This is a genomic window from Pseudoalteromonas sp. US3C1004 (assembly GCF_048401065.1).
GTDB lineage: Bacteria > Pseudomonadota > Gammaproteobacteria > Enterobacterales > Alteromonadaceae > Pseudoalteromonas > Pseudoalteromonas undina.
Genome location: NZ_CP183073.1, coordinates 2,439,560 through 2,456,624 on the forward strand (window position 1 = coordinate 2,439,560; position 17,065 = coordinate 2,456,624).

General features: G+C 39.9%; 16 protein-coding genes. 6 read left to right on the forward strand and 10 right to left on the reverse strand.

Going from position 1 to position 17,065, the window contains the following annotated elements; all coding sequences use genetic code 11:
• Positions 1-66 precede the first annotated feature (66 nt).
• From ACNSN3_RS11420 to tkt, 7 genes are all read right to left on the reverse strand, one after another.
• Entirely contained in the window at positions 67-522 is a 456-nt protein-coding gene (locus ACNSN3_RS11420; protein ID WP_418607408.1) for a GNAT family N-acetyltransferase, read from the reverse strand.
• A 22-nt stretch (positions 523-544) separates the two neighbouring features.
• Entirely contained in the window at positions 545-751 is a 207-nt protein-coding gene (locus ACNSN3_RS11425; RefSeq protein ID WP_418607410.1) for a hypothetical protein, read from the reverse strand.
• A gap of 64 nt (positions 752-815) precedes the next feature.
• Complete coding sequence (locus ACNSN3_RS11430) at positions 816-1,259, reverse strand: hypothetical protein (protein ID WP_418607412.1); 444 nt, start codon at positions 1,257-1,259, stop codon at positions 816-818.
• A 130-nt stretch (positions 1,260-1,389) separates the two neighbouring features.
• On the reverse strand, positions 1,390-2,622 hold the full coding sequence (locus tag ACNSN3_RS11435; RefSeq protein WP_418607413.1) for an NRAMP family divalent metal transporter: 1,233 nt from the start codon (positions 2,620-2,622) through the stop codon (positions 1,390-1,392).
• A 142-nt stretch (positions 2,623-2,764) separates the two neighbouring features.
• The gene (gene hpf, locus ACNSN3_RS11440; RefSeq protein WP_008110321.1) at positions 2,765-3,121 is read right to left on the reverse strand and encodes a ribosome hibernation-promoting factor, HPF/YfiA family; all 357 of its coding nucleotides are present in this window, start codon (positions 3,119-3,121) and stop codon (positions 2,765-2,767) included.
• Between the two features lie 190 nt (positions 3,122-3,311).
• Positions 3,312-3,626, reverse strand: coding sequence for a pyrimidine/purine nucleoside phosphorylase (locus ACNSN3_RS11445; RefSeq protein ID WP_010387728.1), 315 nt, complete (start codon positions 3,624-3,626; stop codon positions 3,312-3,314).
• Between the two features lie 299 nt (positions 3,627-3,925).
• The gene (gene tkt / locus ACNSN3_RS11450) at positions 3,926-5,917 is read right to left on the reverse strand and encodes a transketolase (protein ID WP_418607415.1); all 1,992 of its coding nucleotides are present in this window, start codon (positions 5,915-5,917) and stop codon (positions 3,926-3,928) included.
• Positions 5,918-6,182: 265 nt separating this feature from the next.
• Between tkt and metK the strand changes: the two genes are divergently transcribed.
• The 5 genes from metK to serA all read left to right on the forward strand — a co-directional run bounded on the left by metK (position 6,183) and on the right by serA (position 10,579).
• Positions 6,183-7,334, forward strand: coding sequence for a methionine adenosyltransferase (gene metK / locus ACNSN3_RS11455; protein ID WP_008110316.1), 1,152 nt, complete (start codon positions 6,183-6,185; stop codon positions 7,332-7,334).
• A gap of 139 nt (positions 7,335-7,473) precedes the next feature.
• On the forward strand, positions 7,474-8,019 hold the full coding sequence (locus tag ACNSN3_RS11460) for a hypothetical protein (RefSeq protein WP_418607417.1): 546 nt from the start codon (positions 7,474-7,476) through the stop codon (positions 8,017-8,019).
• A gap of 18 nt (positions 8,020-8,037) precedes the next feature.
• Positions 8,038-8,634: a 5-formyltetrahydrofolate cyclo-ligase gene (locus tag ACNSN3_RS11465; RefSeq protein WP_054201802.1), complete on the forward strand. Its 597-nt coding sequence runs from the start codon at positions 8,038-8,040 to the stop codon at positions 8,632-8,634.
• Positions 8,635-8,686: 52 nt separating this feature from the next.
• Positions 8,687-9,340: a ribose-5-phosphate isomerase RpiA gene (rpiA, locus tag ACNSN3_RS11470; RefSeq protein WP_418607418.1), complete on the forward strand. Its 654-nt coding sequence runs from the start codon at positions 8,687-8,689 to the stop codon at positions 9,338-9,340.
• Between the two features lie 9 nt (positions 9,341-9,349).
• Positions 9,350-10,579, forward strand: coding sequence for a phosphoglycerate dehydrogenase (serA, locus tag ACNSN3_RS11475; protein WP_010387720.1), 1,230 nt, complete (start codon positions 9,350-9,352; stop codon positions 10,577-10,579).
• A 147-nt stretch (positions 10,580-10,726) separates the two neighbouring features.
• On the opposite strand, the gene ACNSN3_RS11480 is transcribed toward serA, so the two are convergent.
• Together ACNSN3_RS11480 and radA are read right to left on the reverse strand one after the other, a co-directional pair.
• Positions 10,727-11,659 carry a hypothetical protein gene (locus ACNSN3_RS11480; protein WP_418607420.1) on the reverse strand — a complete coding sequence of 311 codons (933 nt, stop codon included), beginning with the start codon at positions 11,657-11,659 and terminating at the stop codon, positions 10,727-10,729.
• Between the two features lie 85 nt (positions 11,660-11,744).
• On the reverse strand, positions 11,745-13,130 hold the full coding sequence (gene radA / locus ACNSN3_RS11485; protein WP_010387717.1) for a DNA repair protein RadA: 1,386 nt from the start codon (positions 13,128-13,130) through the stop codon (positions 11,745-11,747).
• Positions 13,131-13,485: 355 nt separating this feature from the next.
• Between radA and ACNSN3_RS11490 the strand changes: the two genes are divergently transcribed.
• Positions 13,486-15,966: a PilZ domain-containing protein gene (locus ACNSN3_RS11490; protein WP_418607423.1), complete on the forward strand. Its 2,481-nt coding sequence runs from the start codon at positions 13,486-13,488 to the stop codon at positions 15,964-15,966.
• Here the strand turns inward: ACNSN3_RS11490 and serB are convergent.
• Positions 15,963-16,988, reverse strand: a complete 1,026-nt coding sequence (serB, locus tag ACNSN3_RS11495; protein ID WP_418607425.1) for a phosphoserine phosphatase SerB — start codon at positions 16,986-16,988, stop codon at positions 15,963-15,965. The two genes, ACNSN3_RS11490 and serB, sit on opposite strands and share 4 nt — an antisense overlap.
• Between the last annotated feature and the right edge of the window lie 77 nt (positions 16,989-17,065).

Consider the following 17,065-nt stretch of genomic DNA (forward strand, 5'->3'; position numbering starts at 1 on the left):
TGAACAGCCATGCGGATAATATTTAAATCATACAACTACAAAACGTTACTTCTCGGTCATTTTAGTTTAAACCGATTTACTCATAAACAAGCTATACGGATCTAGCTCATAATCACCAAACGGTTCACACTCTTTAAAACCAAATTGAGTGTAAAGCTTTTGTGCAGGCAAAAACGCCTCTGCTGTTCCAGTTTCTAAACTAAGTTTTTTATACCCTCGCAGTGTTGCTCGCTCAATAATATGCGTAAGTAATTTAGCGGCTATGCCTTGGCGTAAATAGTTACTTGAGGTACGCATTGATTTAATTTCGCCATGAGTGGCATTGAGCGCTTTTAATGCACCTACACCCGCTAAATTATTATCAATCCATAAGCTATAAAATGTTATGTTGGGCTGAGTGAGTTGACTCACATCAAGTGCATGTACGCTCTCAACAGGTGAGTGCTTTAGCATATCGTTATGATGCGCTTGTAGTAACTTTATAACGTGTGGGTTTGAAATATCGCCTGTTTTTATTTCCATTTACAGCTCATTTTTTCGTGTATTAATATTTAATATAAAGCGCTAATAACTTTATATTTAACTCATTATTACTAGAAGCTAAAACGCTACCGACTGATTTCGAGTGTTCTAAGTCCCCTATTCGCATTTCAAACCTTTTATTATCAAAACTATCAATAAAAATATGTACTTCTTTATCCTCATCATAAAATGATGCGAAGTTGTCTGTAATGAGCATATTAAATATCATAGTTTCTTCCTTGTAGATTAAACATAAAATAATGATTACCTAGGACAATTTAAAGTTACAAGGTTTATAACGAAGGATTGCTATAAATTTTAAAATATTGATAAAAAATATTCTTTCTCGAAACTCCTTTAAGTGAAGAAATTAGAGGAAATAAGAATTCCTTGCTATCTAGTATTTGTATTTTCCATTCAGTATCGCCAATAAAATGAAAAGTTAACATGTTCGAGTTTTGAATATTATAATTTCGAAAAGATCCCGTTGAATACATGCTACCAATCGTAGCTGAATCAACAATATCAAGGCGCTCATTCAAGAGATGGATGTGAAGCATATCCTCGTAAGGAATGTCATCCGTCATAAAGACAAGGTATTTACAACCCGCTTTAATACAAAGCTCCAAATAAGTACCATCAACAACTTTATCTGTTTGCGTATTATTTAAAAAGATACAGCTCTGTTCTGGAGACTTAGGGATTGTCTTAAATACTTGGCTTTCAAGTATGATCATCTTTTTCACCTAGCTATTACTTTTGACAGGCCAATTCTCGCCCACCGCAGCCTATCACGGTCTACAACAAACGACATTTATGCAGAGGTTGTTTGATTTGTTCATTTCACCTCGAACCTCGAATATAAAATTACATCAACTTCCAAACCACAAACGCCATAGCAAAACTAACCAAGTACACCAAGCCTAACCAGGTTAAGCCACGCAAAAGTAGACTGTGTTTAATCGCAGGCTCTGAGCGAACTAGGCTGAAGTTAAGCCATGCAAAAACGGGTGTAGTTACAAACGCAAGCGTCATGGCAAAGGTAAGCATGGGCCCAAGAGCTGATTTAAAAAATAAGATCACCGCCATACCGGCCAATGCTTGTAATATAAGCCACGTATTTAAGCTATGTTTTGATTGCTTAAAACCAAGAAGTTTATGCGATTCGTTAAGTGTGCGGGCGTAACCGTCAAGCACGGTGAGTGTGGTGCCAAACATACACAAAAACGCGATGGCAGATACCAAAGGCCTTGCCCACTCGCCTATTGTTAATGCGTACATATCAATAAGCTGCTTGGCAAACGCGACACCGCCAAGCTCTATATTACTGCTTTGCCCATATTGCACTAACGCACCTAAACTAAAAAATACCAGCGCAAGCCCGGCGGTTAACCAATAACCTACATTAAAGTCGAATAAGCCTTGGCTTTTAGTCACACTTTGCTGAGCTTGTTTTTCTTTAAGCCACAACGAGCTCAGAGCCGAAATTTCAATAGGCGCTGGCATCCAGCCCATTAAGGCAACCATAAAGCCTAACATGGCAAGTTCATATGGTGAGGGACCAACATAGTTTACAGGCGCTACAGGGCCGTTATTTATAGCAATAACTAATGCGGTTATGGTTGCTATAGTAAGTAGCCCCATAATAGCTTTTGCAACGTTATCGAGCGCTTTAAAGTGCCCTAGTAATAATATAATTAAACACACAGCCAATATTAACCAGCACAATAAGGTAACAGGAATACTAATAGGTAATGCGTAGTGTAATAAGCTCGCTGTGAGCAACAATACGCCCGCGGTATTTACCACAGCGGCAATAATATTCAATACAATAAAACTGTAAAAATAGCCAGGCCCTTGGTTTTTATACCCTTCGACTAAACTATTTTTAGTAGCGAGTGTGTATTCCATACCAAAACGAAAAAACGGGTACTTTAAAACGTTAACCACCATAATAAGCCAAAATAGCTGCCAGCCAAATAATGCGCCAGCTTGGGTCGATGCAACTAAGTGTGAGCCACCAATGGCAGCGGTGGCCATTAAAATACCTGGGCCGAGCGCCCCTAACCTAGACTTCCATGTGCTTTGTGTGTACTGCATTAACTTCTCAAATTTGGTGTGTTATGTGCTTTTATTATTAATTTTTATCATTAATAAACTGTGTGAATGCATAACTTACCTAATTTACAGGCAATAAAAAAGAGCCCTTAGGCTCTTTTTAAAAATAACACATTGTTAGTTATTAATTTAAATCCATCTCTTGGATGATTTCGTGTGCTATTTCTGGTGTGGTACTTACAGGCTTTTCATGTAAGTTCGCTTTTATTTGCCCTTTACGATGCTTTAGTGCGGCATCGAGTTTTTTAGCTGCGCTAGAAATGGCTGGGTACATAACCTCGTTTTCCCCTTTAACTGATATTCGCGCACCTTCATAATTTGTACTAATTTCTGCTTGGAACTTGTGATGCTCTTTTGAAAGAATAATGTCGAGCGCTATCAATGATGGAAAATGACTCTCAATTTTAGAAAACTTTTCGTTAATGTGTTCTTTAATAGAATCAGTAACGTCAACATGGTGACCAGAAAGATTAATTTTCATAGGGTATCCTTTTTTATGTTACCTCACAGTTAGTATTGGGGGCTAAACGAATTAACACAAGAGAAAATAGCTAAATTTAGCAATTATTTATTACCCCACCTGATTTAGATCATTCATTTAGCATTAAGTATGCAAAAAGCCGCGTGATAGCGGCCTTTCAGAGGTGCTGATAATTTAACCATTCATGTAATTAATCTGTGTATGAACAGCAATAATCAGCAAAATCACTTACTTTTACATGGAAGCTGACATTAGCATCAACATTAAATGACTCACCCGCATTAAATGTTTTCCACTCGCTTTCACCTGGTAATAACACATCCCACTGCCCTGCTAACAACTCCATACACTCTTTTTGGTTAGTATTAAACTCAAATTCACCTGGTTGCATAAAACCCAAGGTTTTCGCTTCACCATTTCCTAAAAGCACAGTTCGGCTTGATACTTTGCCATCAAAATATACATTGGCTTTTTTAACCACACTAACGTTATCGAACTTTGGCATGTTAACTCCTGTTATTAATTTATAATTTTGTTACCTCCACAGTGCCTGATACACAAAAACCTTGCAAGTTAAGTGCTGTGAAAATTACTCATTTAGAAGCCAAAAGATTAAAAATGAACGACTTTATAAAGAGATATGCTTCGAGCAACGGGCTGCGAGTTTCGAACAGATCTTTTAGTAATTTATGCATAAAGAGGGCGATGAGACGCTGCGCTTTAGAGGAAGTAATAAAAGTACAACTCATAAAAAAGCCCGCTCTATTTTACACAGGACGGGCTTTTAAATGTTAAAGCAGTCTCTTAAAACAATGCGTTTGCTTTGTTAACGATGTTTTCTACGGTGAAGCCGAAGAACTCAAACAGCTCGTTAGCTGGTGCCGACTCACCAAAGGTGGTCATACCGACTACGGCGCCATTTAGACCTACGTACTTGTACCAGTAATCAGCAATACCCGCTTCAATCGCTACGCGACGTGAAACGCTTGCTGGTAATACGCTTTCTTTGTACTCAGGCGATTGATCTTCAAACGCATCAGTACACGGCATAGATACAATACGTACCTTTTTACCCTGCGCACGTAGCTCTTTCGCAGAGTCTTGCGCTAGTTGTACTTCAGAGCCGGTAGCAATAAGAATAAGCTCTGGGTTGCCGTCACAACTTAGGATGTAACCACCCTTTTTAACGTCGCTTAATTGCTGTGCATCACGTGCTTGTTGCTCTAAGCCTTGGCGCGTAAAGATTAATGATGTAGGACCGTCTTTACGTTCAATAGCTTGTTGCCATGCAATTGCCGACTCAACTTGGTCACATGGGCGCCAGTTGTAAAGGTTAGGCGTTAAACGCATGCTGGCAATTTGCTCTACTGGTTGGTGAGTTGGACCATCTTCACCTAAACCAATTGAATCGTGCGTGTATACAAAAATGCTTGGTTGCTTCATTAATGCAGCCATACGAACCGCATTGCGTGCGTATTCCATAAACATTAAGAAAGTTGCACCGTAAGGGATAAAGCCTTTATGAAGTGCAATACCATTCATAATTGCCGACATACCAAACTCACGCACACCGTAGTAAACGTAGTTACCACTTGCATCGTCTGCCGTTAAGCCTTTAGAGCCATCCCAAATTGTTAAGTTTGAACCTGCTAAATCGGCAGAGCCACCCATAAACTCAGGTAGTAACGGACCAAATGCGTTTAATGCATTTTGCGATGCTTTACGTGATGCTGGGTTTGCTGGGTTTGCTTGTAACTGCTCAATATACGCTTGTGACTTTTCAGCCCAATCAGCAGGTAAATCTGAATTTGTACGGCGTTTGTATTCTGCTGCTAGCTCTGGGAATGCTTGCTCGTAGGCAGCAAATCTCTCATCCCAGCTAGCTTCAAGCTGTTGGCCTTTTTCTTTGTTATCCCACTGTGCATAAATGTCAGCAGGGATTTCAAATGCATCACCCGTCCAACCTAAGAACTCGCGAGATGCTTTAATTTCGTCATCACCTAATGGTGCGCCATGACAGTCGTGGCTACCTGATTTATTAGGTGAGCCATATCCAATTACTGTTTTACAACAAATTAGCGTTGGTTTGTCAGTCACGCTTTTTGCTTCGCTAATTGCAGCACTTACAGCATCGCTGTCGTGGCCATCAACGTCGCTAATTACATGCCAGCCGTATGCTTTAAAACGTGCTGGTGTGTCATCGCTAAACCAGCCTTCAACTTCACCGTCGATTGAAATGCCGTTGTCATCCCAAAATGCCACTAACTTGCCTAGGCCTAATGTGCCAGCAAGCGAACAGGCTTCATGAGAAATACCTTCCATTAAACAACCATCACCCATAAATGCGTAAGTGTGGTGATCAACAATGTCATGGCCTTCACGGTTAAATTGAGCGGCTAATGCTTTTTCAGCAATTGCCATACCTACGGCATTTGTGATCCCTTGACCTAATGGACCCGTAGTAGTCTCAATTCCTGGCGCATATCCATATTCTGGGTGGCCTGGTGTTTTAGAGTGCATTTGGCGGAAGTTTTTAATTTCGTCCAGTGGTAAATCATAACCACTTAAATGCAATAGAGAATAAATTAGCATTGAACCGTGACCATTTGAGAGTATAAATCGATCTCGGTCAGCCCACTCTGGATTTGTTGGGTTATGTTTTAGATAATCGCGCCATAATACTTCTGCGATATCAGCCATGCCCATAGGGGCTCCAGGGTGACCAGATTTGGCCTTTTGTACTGCGTCCATTGACAAGACGCGAATAGCATTTGCAAGTTCTTTGCGAGATGGCATGAATTCTCCTACCTTTATATGTATTTGCGCGGGTATTTATATACCTCCATTCTTACTTATTGTAGGGGCTGTGTGCAATTAAAAACCCATAAAAATAGGACATTATGAATATTTTTTAAGAACCATTTACTATTATATATTTTATTTAGACGTCTAGGCGTAAAAAAACTATGCAAGTTCGCTTGTTTTAGATAAAATACGCGCCTTAATTTTTTAGCGCTAATACCGACGTTTGTGAAGCGCAATATTTGTGAGCATAATTACAATGGCAAAACATTTATTTACTTCTGAATCTGTTTCTGAAGGTCATCCGGATAAAATCGCCGATCAAATTTCTGATGCGGTACTTGATGCTATCCTAGAGCAAGACTCTCATGCCCGTGTAGCGTGTGAAACTTACGTTAAAACCGGTATGGTTATGGTTGGTGGTGAAATCACTACTAGCGCATGGGTTGATATCGAAGAAATTACACGTAAAACAGTACGTGAAATTGGTTACACACACTCAGATATGGGCTTTGATGCCGATTCGTGTGCAATTTTAAACACTATTGGTAAACAGTCTCCAGACATAAATCAAGGTGTTGACCGTACAAGCCCTGAAGAGCAAGGCGCTGGCGACCAAGGCTTAATGTTTGGTTACGCATGTAACGAAACTGAAGTATTAATGCCTGCTCCAATTACTTATTCTCACCGTTTAGTGCAGCGTCAAGCTGAGGTTCGTAAAAGCGGCGAGCTTAACTGGTTACGTCCAGATGCAAAATCACAAGTTACATTTGCATACGAAAATGGCAAGCCAGTAGGTATTGATGCCGTTGTACTTTCTACTCAGCACAGCGAAGATGTATCGCAAAATGACTTAGTAGAAGCGGTAATGGAAACAATTATTAAACCAGTACTTCCTGCTGAGCTTATTACTAGCGCAACTAAATTTTTCATTAACCCAACAGGTCGTTTTGTTATTGGTGGCCCAATGGGTGACTGTGGTTTAACTGGTCGTAAAATCATTGTAGATACATACGGTGGCATGGCTCGTCACGGTGGTGGTGCTTTCTCTGGTAAAGATCCATCAAAAGTTGACCGCTCAGCAGCTTATGCTGCACGTTACGTTGCTAAAAACATTGTTGCTGCAGGCCTTGCTGATAAGTGTGAACTTCAAGTGTCTTACGCTATTGGTGTTGCAGAGCCTACTTCTATCAGTGTTGAAACATTTGGCACAGGTAAATTAGAAGAAGCGCGTTTAATTGAACTTATTCGTGAACACTTTGACTTACGCCCTTACGGTCTAATTCAAATGCTTGACCTTGAGCGCCCTATTTATCTTCCAACAGCGGCTTACGGCCACTTTGGTCGTGACGAATTCCCATGGGAACGCACAGATAAAGCAGACGCACTTCGCGCAGCAGCTGGGCTATAAGCCACTTAGCTAATATTTAAACGGCCCTTTTTAGGGCCGTTTTGCTATGTGTATTAAGTTAGTCGTAAAACAGTCTCGAACTGTTTAACATTTTAGGTATATACTCTGCTTATACAATAAAGCGTATTAGGGATAAAAAATGGCCGACAATTTTCGTGTTATATTTGTAGGACTTGCAGAAGGTGCAGACAGTCAAGCAGTGACCACTGCACTGACAGAAAAGCTGAAAACCTCGCCAGAAAAAGTGGCTGCTTTTTTTGATGGCAAACCGTTATTTGCCCCTTGCCCCAAAGATAAAGCACTCAAGCAAGCTAAGTTACTTTCAACGCTGGGGATTAAAAGCAAACTTCAGCAAGCTGCGGCTACACAAACGGCACCTCAAACAGCTTACGACAGCCAGCGAGATCAGCGCTTATTTGACGCCCTAGATTACATTACCAGTAGCCTAATTCGCCTTGAAGAAAAACTAGAAGATATTGAGCAACGCCTCCCTGAAGTTGAATTATCATTACCTGATGAAAATAATGAAGTATGGGAAGAAGACGATTTAATGCTTGATGAGCCTCTCTCTACTGAGCCCAAAAAACGCGGCAACCTTGTTTTATATTCGCTGATTTCTACAGCCGTAATATTGCTTATTGTACTTGCTACGTACTTATTATTTCCTAATTTATTCTCTTTTTAATTACGGTTAAGTTATTTAATGAGTAATAATCGCGCACAAATAAGACACGATATTCGTAAAGCACGTAATAACCTATCAAAAAACCAGCAAGAATTAGCCGCCGAATCGCTTAAAGTGAATTTTATTCAACATTTAAAAAGCATAAATTCGGCCAAAAAAAGCCATATCGCGCTTTATTTAAGTAATGATGGTGAACTAGATACCTCATTGTTAATTAATGAATTATGGAACACTGGCCAGGCTATTTACCTGCCCGTAATTCATCCATTTAATGGGGCTAATTTACTATTTCAACGCTATGAAAAAAACTCACCCATGAGAGCAAATCGCTATGGTATCTTGGAGCCTAAGCTGAACTGCTCTCAAATATGCCCCTTACCTGAGCTTGATTACGTTTTAATGCCATTAGTGGCATTTGATAAATTTGGTAATCGCCTTGGAATGGGAGGTGGGTTTTACGATAGAACATTGGCACGTTTATACGAACAACACTGGCAACAACCGCAACTTATTGGCCTCGCACATGCGTGCCAACAAGTCGATGAGTTACCGATTGAATCGTGGGATGTACCACTAAAAACGATCATAACACCCGATAAAACCTACTGTTGGTAACAACTAATCTTGTAAACTAACAGCCTATTTTGACACCAATGAGCAGACAACAATGACACAAGATGAATTAAAAAAAGCAGCTGCGTGGGCTGCACTCGAGTTTGTAAAAGAAAACACCATAGTAGGTGTAGGTACAGGCTCAACCGTTAATCACTTTATTGATGCCCTAGGCACAGTTAAAGACACCATCGTTGGTGCAGTATCAAGTTCAGAAGCATCTTCAGCGCGCTTAAAAGAGCTTGGCATAGAGGTGTTTGAGCTTAACGATGTAGCGGCACTCGATGTATACGTTGATGGCGCAGATGAAATTAACGCCTTAAACGAAATGATCAAAGGCGGTGGTGCCGCGCTTACCCGCGAAAAAATAGTGGCAGCTGTAGCAAAACAGTTTGTATGCATTGTTGATGATACAAAACTAGTCGATACCTTAGGAGACTTCCCACTGCCAGTTGAAGTTATTCCGATGGCGCGCAGCTATGTTGCCCGCGAATTATTAAAACTTGGCGGTGACCCTGTGTATCGCCACGGTGTTGTAACCGATAACGGCAACATTATTTTAGACGTACATAATTTAAAAATTACCCATGCTAAACAGCTTGAAACACAAATAAATCAAATTGTTGGCGTAGTTACCAACGGCCTATTTGCAGAGCGCGGTGCTGATAAAGTAATTATCGGCACTAAAAATGGGCCACAAATTAAATAGGATATGGTTATGAGTAAGGTATCGTTAGCAAAAGACAAAATTAAAATTCTCTTGCTTGAAGGTGTTCACCAAAGCGCTGTTGAAACGCTAAAACGTAACGGTTATAGCAATATCGACTACGTTAAAACATCGTTGCCAGAGGACGAACTTATTGAGCGCATTAAAGATGTGCACTTTGTAGGGCTTCGTTCTCGTACTCATATTAACGAATCTGTATTAAACGCAGCTGAAAAGCTAGTTGCTGTAGGTTGTTTTTGTATTGGTACAAACCAAGTAGATTTAAACGCAGCGCGTGAGCGCGGTATTGCGGTATTTAATGCACCGTTTTCAAATACTCGCTCTGTGGCTGAGCTTGTGCTTGGTGAAATATTGCTGTTATTACGTGGTATTCCACAGCGTAATGCCGCTGCCCATCGTGGCGGCTGGTTAAAAACAGCCAATGGCTCGTTTGAAGCTCGCGGCAAAACCTTAGGTATCATTGGTTACGGCCACATTGGTACTCAGCTGGGTATTATGGCTGAAAATATTGGTATGAACGTGGAGTATTACGACATTGAAGACAAACTATCTTTAGGTAATGCTACACAAGTGCATAACTTAACGCAGCTGTTGCAACGTGCTGATATTATTAGCTTACATGTTCCAGAGACACCGCAAACTAAAAACTTGATTGGAACAGCAGAGCTTGCCGTGATGAAGCAAGGCGCTATTTTAATTAATGCTTCTCGCGGTACAGTTGTTGATATTGATGCCCTAGCTGAAGCATTAACAGAGAAGAAGCTTAGCGGTGCAGCCATTGATGTATTCCCAGTTGAGCCTAAATCAAACGATGAAGAGTTTATTTCGCCACTACGTGAATTCGACAACGTTATTTTAACGCCGCACATTGGGGGCTCAACTCAAGAAGCACAAGAGAATATTGGTATCGAAGTAGCAGGTAAACTCGCTAAGTACTCAGATAATGGCTCAACTATTACAGCAGTTAACTTCCCTGAAGTATCATTACCAGAACTTGCCAACCGTAGTCGCTTGTTACACGTGCACCACAACCGCCCTGGCGTGTTAACGCAAATTAACCAAGCGTTTGCTCAGCATGGTATTAATATTGCCGCACAGTACTTACAAACGGACGAAGCAATTGGTTACGTGGTTATTGACGTAGACACCGTTCAATCTGAAGTAGCACTAAAAGAACTCAGTGCTGTTGAAGGCACAATTAGAGCCCGTATTCTTCACTAAATAATCAGCTATCAGCTATCAGCTATCAGCTATCAGCTATCAGCTATCAGCTATCAGCTATCAGCTATCAGCTAAAATAATAAAAGCCGTACTTGAGTAATCAAGTACGGCTTTTTACATTAAACTGGAAGCTGGCAACTTATTCTATTATTTGCCTTTTACTTCTAAATTTATAAATTTAACCAGCTCTTCGGGTTGCCCTGCTAACATCATTAGCTGCTGATTTACTTCCATCATGGTTTTACCTTCAGGCAGTTTAGCTGAGACACTAAGCGAATTTAGACCTTTAGCAAAGTCAGTTAATGCTTGCGCTATTTCTTCGGTTACCGGCGCTTGCTGTAACTGTTGAGCTAGCATCATTTGCATCTGCTCTAGTGTCATACCTTGTTTGGCTAATTCACTTTCTAGCAAAGTACTTAACTCGCCTTGGTTATCGAGCATTACACTCATAGTACGTGGCTCTAACTTGCTCATTGCTTGCATAATAAGTGTTTGCTGTTGCAACTCTTGCTCATAAGTAAGCGGTGTATCACCTGCTGTTTGCTGAGCTTTGCTTATTTCTAGTGAAGCATCCATGAGCGCTTTAGAATTAGCCAGCCCCATATTCATATCAATGCTGGCAATATCTTGGGCGTGCAGTTTAACAACTATATCGCTGTTACCAGATTGCTCATCGTAATCTAATGATGAGTGTAAATCATAACTGGCCGAGGCAAGTTGTGCATTAGTATCTGCAGGCAGTGTAGCGACAAAGCTTTTATCAAATTGGAAGTTTTTCAGTGTAAAAGCAGTATGTGGCGATATTTTATCGGTTTCGTAACCTGTCACTTCCACATGCTCAACTGTGGCAATATTTTCACCCTCAGGGCTGGTCACTTCTATATTACTAATGGCAACACTATTTGAAATAACACTCGCCGATAGTTCTGCATAGTTAAAGCTGGCACCTGTTTGTTCGCTAACCAAAGCCAACTGCTTATCAACCTCAGCGCGTACCTCTTGGGTTGCTACATAGTTTGCATAGCTTACGCCACCCACACCTGCAGCAATAATCGCGGCTGCAATCACTAATTTTTTCATGTTATTTCCTTATTAAACTCTTTATATAAGTGGCTTTAAGCAAGACTAACATTGAGAACATAAGTCGTTAAGCACTTTTTGTTTGCTAATTAATTAAACTAAGTAGCTCGTGCACGGTTTTAACCGGCGTTATTTTGGCACCCAGCCCTTCCATTGATTTATGGTAGTTACGAAATGGGATGAATATTTCAGTAAACCCATGTTGCGCCGCTTCTTTAACTCGGGGCACACCACTGTCGATTGGGCGTACATCACCATTTAAACTTAACTCCCCCATAATACAGGTGGTTCTTGGAACAACGAATTCGTTTAAACTACTCAAAAGTGCAGTAACAAGCGCTAAGTCAATACAGGTTTCTGATTCATCAATTTTTAAACCACCGACAATATTAAAAAACGTATCGTGGAATATTTTAGTTTTGGTGTGCTTACGTAAAATACCGGTGAGCATTTTGATCCGGTTCATATTTAAACCAACACATACTCGCTGTGGAAACTCTGCTTCGGTTTCAGTGGTTAAACACTGAATTTCTAGCAGTAAATTACGATTTCCTTTACGGATACAGGTAATTGTCGATCCCGGTGATTCAGTGGTTGAACCCGATAAGAAAATTTCACTGGGGTTATCCACACTGAGCATACCGCGTTCACACATTTTAAAAATGCCGACGGTGTCTATATCACCAAAGCGATTTTTATTAGCGCGCAGGGTGCGCACTTGACCATCGTTGGTATCAATATGTAACAGTGCATCAACTATGTGTACTAAGGTTTGCGGGCCGGCTATTTCATTATTCTTATTTACGTGAGCAATAATAAACATAGTCACGTCGTTTTGCTTACAATATTGAGTTAATGCTTGAGCTGCACTTTTTACCTGAGAAGGTGAACCTGGGCTGCCATTAGCGGTATCGGTGACAACAGCTTGAATAGAGTCGATAACGGCAAACTTAATTTTGTTTTTATCAAGCTCTTCAATAATGGTTTCAACACTGGTTTCTGACAGTAAATAGAGTTCATCTTCGTTGTAATTTAGTTTTAACCGATTAACCCTGTTTTTAAACTGCGATAGAGACTCCTCCGCAGTACAGTAAAGTGATGGCATACGCTGAGACATTCTTGCCACCAAATCAGATAGTAGTGTTGTTTTACCCGCCCCCGGATCGCCAGAAATAATATTAACCGAGCCGGTGGTTACACCACCGCTTAGTACACGGTCAAGTTCGCCAATTTCAGTAAGCTGCTTTTCAGCCTCAGAGGTTGCTACATCATTAATTTTTTTAGAACCACCGCCAATGCCACCGGCATAACCACCTACACTTGCACGAGCAGCTACCTTTTTGTTTTGCCCTGCAGAGGGTTTAAACTCTGCTAAAGTGTTCCATGCGCCACAGCGACACTGGCCTTGCCAACGTTGATAGTTCATGCCACATTCTGTACAAACAAACTCTACTTTTGCCGCTTTAGCCATTTAAAACCTTACCTACTATTCTTTATTTTGAAATACACAGTGTTAAGCGCTTATTTTGCCATTGCTGGCTCTACCTTAGCAACAACGTCTTGTGGATCAGCGCATTTAGTATCACCAAATACGCTATACTAATGTAGTTTCACTTAACCTACTTTAGGGCATGTTTCTTGCTTTAAAAAACTAATTAACCCTTGCCAATTAATTGGCTATTAGAAAATAACAATAAACACAAAGTAAAGTTATGCATAGTATCGGGCCGCATTTGGCGGTTTTGCGAGATTCGATTTATTAAATATTCTAATAAATAATTGCAACAGTATACCTACTTTTTAAATTAGACGGTGATGATTTATAAATGGCTGATGACGTATTGCTTAAGCATGAAGCGCTTGTAAATGAATTAAAACAGTATTTGGGAAATGCTAAGTTTGATCTCATTTTCAAGTCAAAAACTGCCGAGTTAACTAAACCCGAGCAGTTTTTAATAAAAATGGAAATGTCGCGTTTATCTCAGCCGATAGACCGCTTTATTGATCTTCGTGGTTTAGTTACTGGCCAAGTAAAACCATATGAATACAAGGGCAAGCAACACTTTATGGATGACACCGCTATTGAAGTATTCGAAGCGGCCATAAAACAACATAAAGATTACACCCTTGCAGTATACGAAGCGGTAATGAATACCGAAAATAATTATCGCGTATTACAACAGCAATCAATTACACCAAAAAAAGTAGAAGCTAAACCACAACATGAACTGACCACCAACGTTATTAAATTTGCAGCTTATGAAAATCGCAGTGAAGAGCGGATGAATTACTCAATTAAAATTACTATTGAGTATGACGGGCAAGCAAAAATCGATGCGAGTACCTCTGATATTTCACTCAGTGGTTGTAAAATTAAGTTAGCGTCGCGCTATAACTTAAAAAAAGGTCAGCTTATAAATATGCATCTAGTAGGCTTAGAGCAAGATTTTCAGCTTGGCCTAAAAAGTGGCGTTAAATATGAAGTCGTTGCGATAGAAAACACCTCTGAAGAATTTAATCATATCCGCTTAAAGCGTACATTTGAAGAAAATAACAGCGCGTTTGATCGTTTTTTAGAAAGCTTTATTCATGGTAATAAACGCCGTTATAAAGTGAATTTAGATAACACCCTGGATGCGGTTATTTCTAAAGGGTATGAACAATATTATATTCCTAGGGTTAATTCTTTATATGTTTTTATTAGCCAGCAAAACGGCGTTTATTATCCTAGCCTGAGCTTAACCACTGAGAACAGTTTATTTATTCAGCGTTACTTTACTGATGAACGCAAAAAATCATGTCTTTACAATGTGTTAAATCATAAGCGTATTCGTACCTTGGCGCTAAAACCTGTGGCAGTAAAAGAAGAATATTTGTATACCTTTACCCATGTCTCTGCAGGAAAAATTTATTACTACTCAGCAACTCGTTCTGAGCTTGAGCAACAAACACAATTAAAAGCGTTATTTTTTGGTTTTGGTAGCCGAAGAGACAGTTGGCGTTGCTTTAAATTACAACTAATGCCGAGTCATACTGAAGATGCTTATATTCCTTTATCTTTACCTAACTCTTTAGGTAAAGATATTGAGAAACTGAATAAACCACCTTCACCACGTGTTGAAGGCGCGATAAAAGACGTAAAATATTTAATGCTACTTACCCAAGTTGGTAATGAGCATGAGCAACAGCATTATCAACAATATGAATTTGATAAAGCCTTAGCCAATAAATTAAAATATTTTGGCCATAGTAAGCATGCATCTCCACCGGAGCTCAACACCGTGCCTCTAGAGTATGTAAATCTTCGCTCTAATAAACGCTATTTATACAAAACTAATGTAGTGATTAATACTCGTGATGCGGTATTGCATGGGCATACCCGTGATTTTTCAATATTTGGCTTACAGCTAGAGTGCAATCAAGAAGTGGACTTTAAAAAAGGCGATATTGTTTCGTTATCATTTCCTGATTTGCAAAAAATTACCAAAAACTATTCATTAAATCTTATTCAATATGAAGTCATGGCAGTGAGCAAATCGCAGACTACGATTAATTTGAAAGCGCATGCAGATAAAGGCTCATCTCATACTGGGGTCGATTTTTTTACCCTTTTAATCAATAGTAATAAACAAAAATTAAAAGTTGCTGAAGAGTCACCTAAAGTACCAGGGCTTTCTACAGCACTTAGAAATATGGTAACAAAAACGCTTTGCCAGTTTCCGGTTTATTTACATAAATCAATGGCGCATTTTGAAATTGGCGCCATGGGATTTGGTTTATATCCAAGCCCACTGCATGTTATTTTACAAAATTTTGCCTTGTTGAATGCTAAAACAGACTTATCGAATATTATTACTAAAGCGCATATTATTGATGTGATCACCCCTAATATTAAAGATCGCACCCGTCAAGATCCGCCGCTAGAGTTTAGTTTAGTAATTAACTTTGATCCTAAAAAAGAAAATATAGCCGATGCCATTACCAGCCAATGTGTTTTAGGTACTGACTGTAGCGAGTTTAAACAGCAAGTAAGCAAAGGACTGAAGTCTGAGCTGGTTTTTATAATGCGTTTATATATTTCTCGCACTGGTCGACTCGATACTGACTACTTAGCAAACGAGCTAAAATATGTTAGCCAATACGCAATTCACAAGGCCAAAGACTTAGAGGATGCATTATGGTCTGTATCAGGTGTGGGCGACATTATTGATGTAAGTGATGAAGCTCTTGAGCATTTAGCGCTCAACCAACAACAGGTTGAGCAAATGTCTAGACGAAAGCTAATCTGGTTAAATCGTTTACGTTAAACCTGTGATGGGTTTAGCGGAACCGCCAGCATATATAACAGTTGTAATAACGAGCCTTGGCAAATAGCTGCTTGGGCTTGCTCAACTACTTTTGGTTTACCATGTACAGCAACGCCTAAGCCAGCTTGAGCCATCATTTTTAAGTCGTTTGCGCCATCGCCTATGGCAACTGTTTGGCATTTTTCAAGCCCCAGCTTTTGTTGTAGCGCGTTTAAAACAACCGCTTTTTGCTCAGCATCAACAATCCCACCTAACACTTTACCAGTTAGTTTATCGTCTTTAAATTCCAGCACATTAGCATGCACTTCATCTAAATTAATCAGCTCCTGCACTCGCTCAGCAAACGGCACAAAGCCGCCCGATGCAATCGCTAAATACCAATCGTGGTGTTTTAAAATTTGGCATAACGCTTTAATACCTGGCATTAAAGGCAGTGCACTTTTAAGCTCATCAATTAAGCTCTTTTCAATGCCTTCAAGCTTGGCAACACGCTGGTGTAAGCTTTCACTAAAATCAAGCTTACCTGCCATTGCCTGCGCGGTTACGTTGGCAATCTCGTCGTATACATTAGCTAAGCGTGCAATTTCATCAATACACTCAATAGTAATGGCTGTTGAATCCATATCCATTACCAATAATCCCGGTTTTTGTAAATCAGGGGGGCTGGTTACTTGCACTAACTGACACGCCAAGGTATTTGCAAAAGTTTGAAGTTCAAGTGGGTTTATTGAGCGCTCTGCATTTTCTATATAAAAACATAATGCCGGAGATAACCCTAAATCTGGCTGATATTGACAAATAGCCGTTACTTTTTGCTGGTGAGACGCAAAAAACTCAATAATGCTATTGATATGCTGAATATTAAAATCACCGCCAAAGGCAATACTAAATAACCCTTGGTTTCTGTTTGGTGTTGTATTTAGTGGTGTAAAAACACCTTGTTGGTAGCTAAACCATTTATTAAGAATAAGTGATGATGATAATAGCTCAGCGCTTTGCTGTGCCATGTTCGCGTTCGACATGGGATCTCCGTTTATATTTCCTGACATTTAGCTCATTGATAATAAGGATATGAGATACAAAATTCGCCATCAGGGGG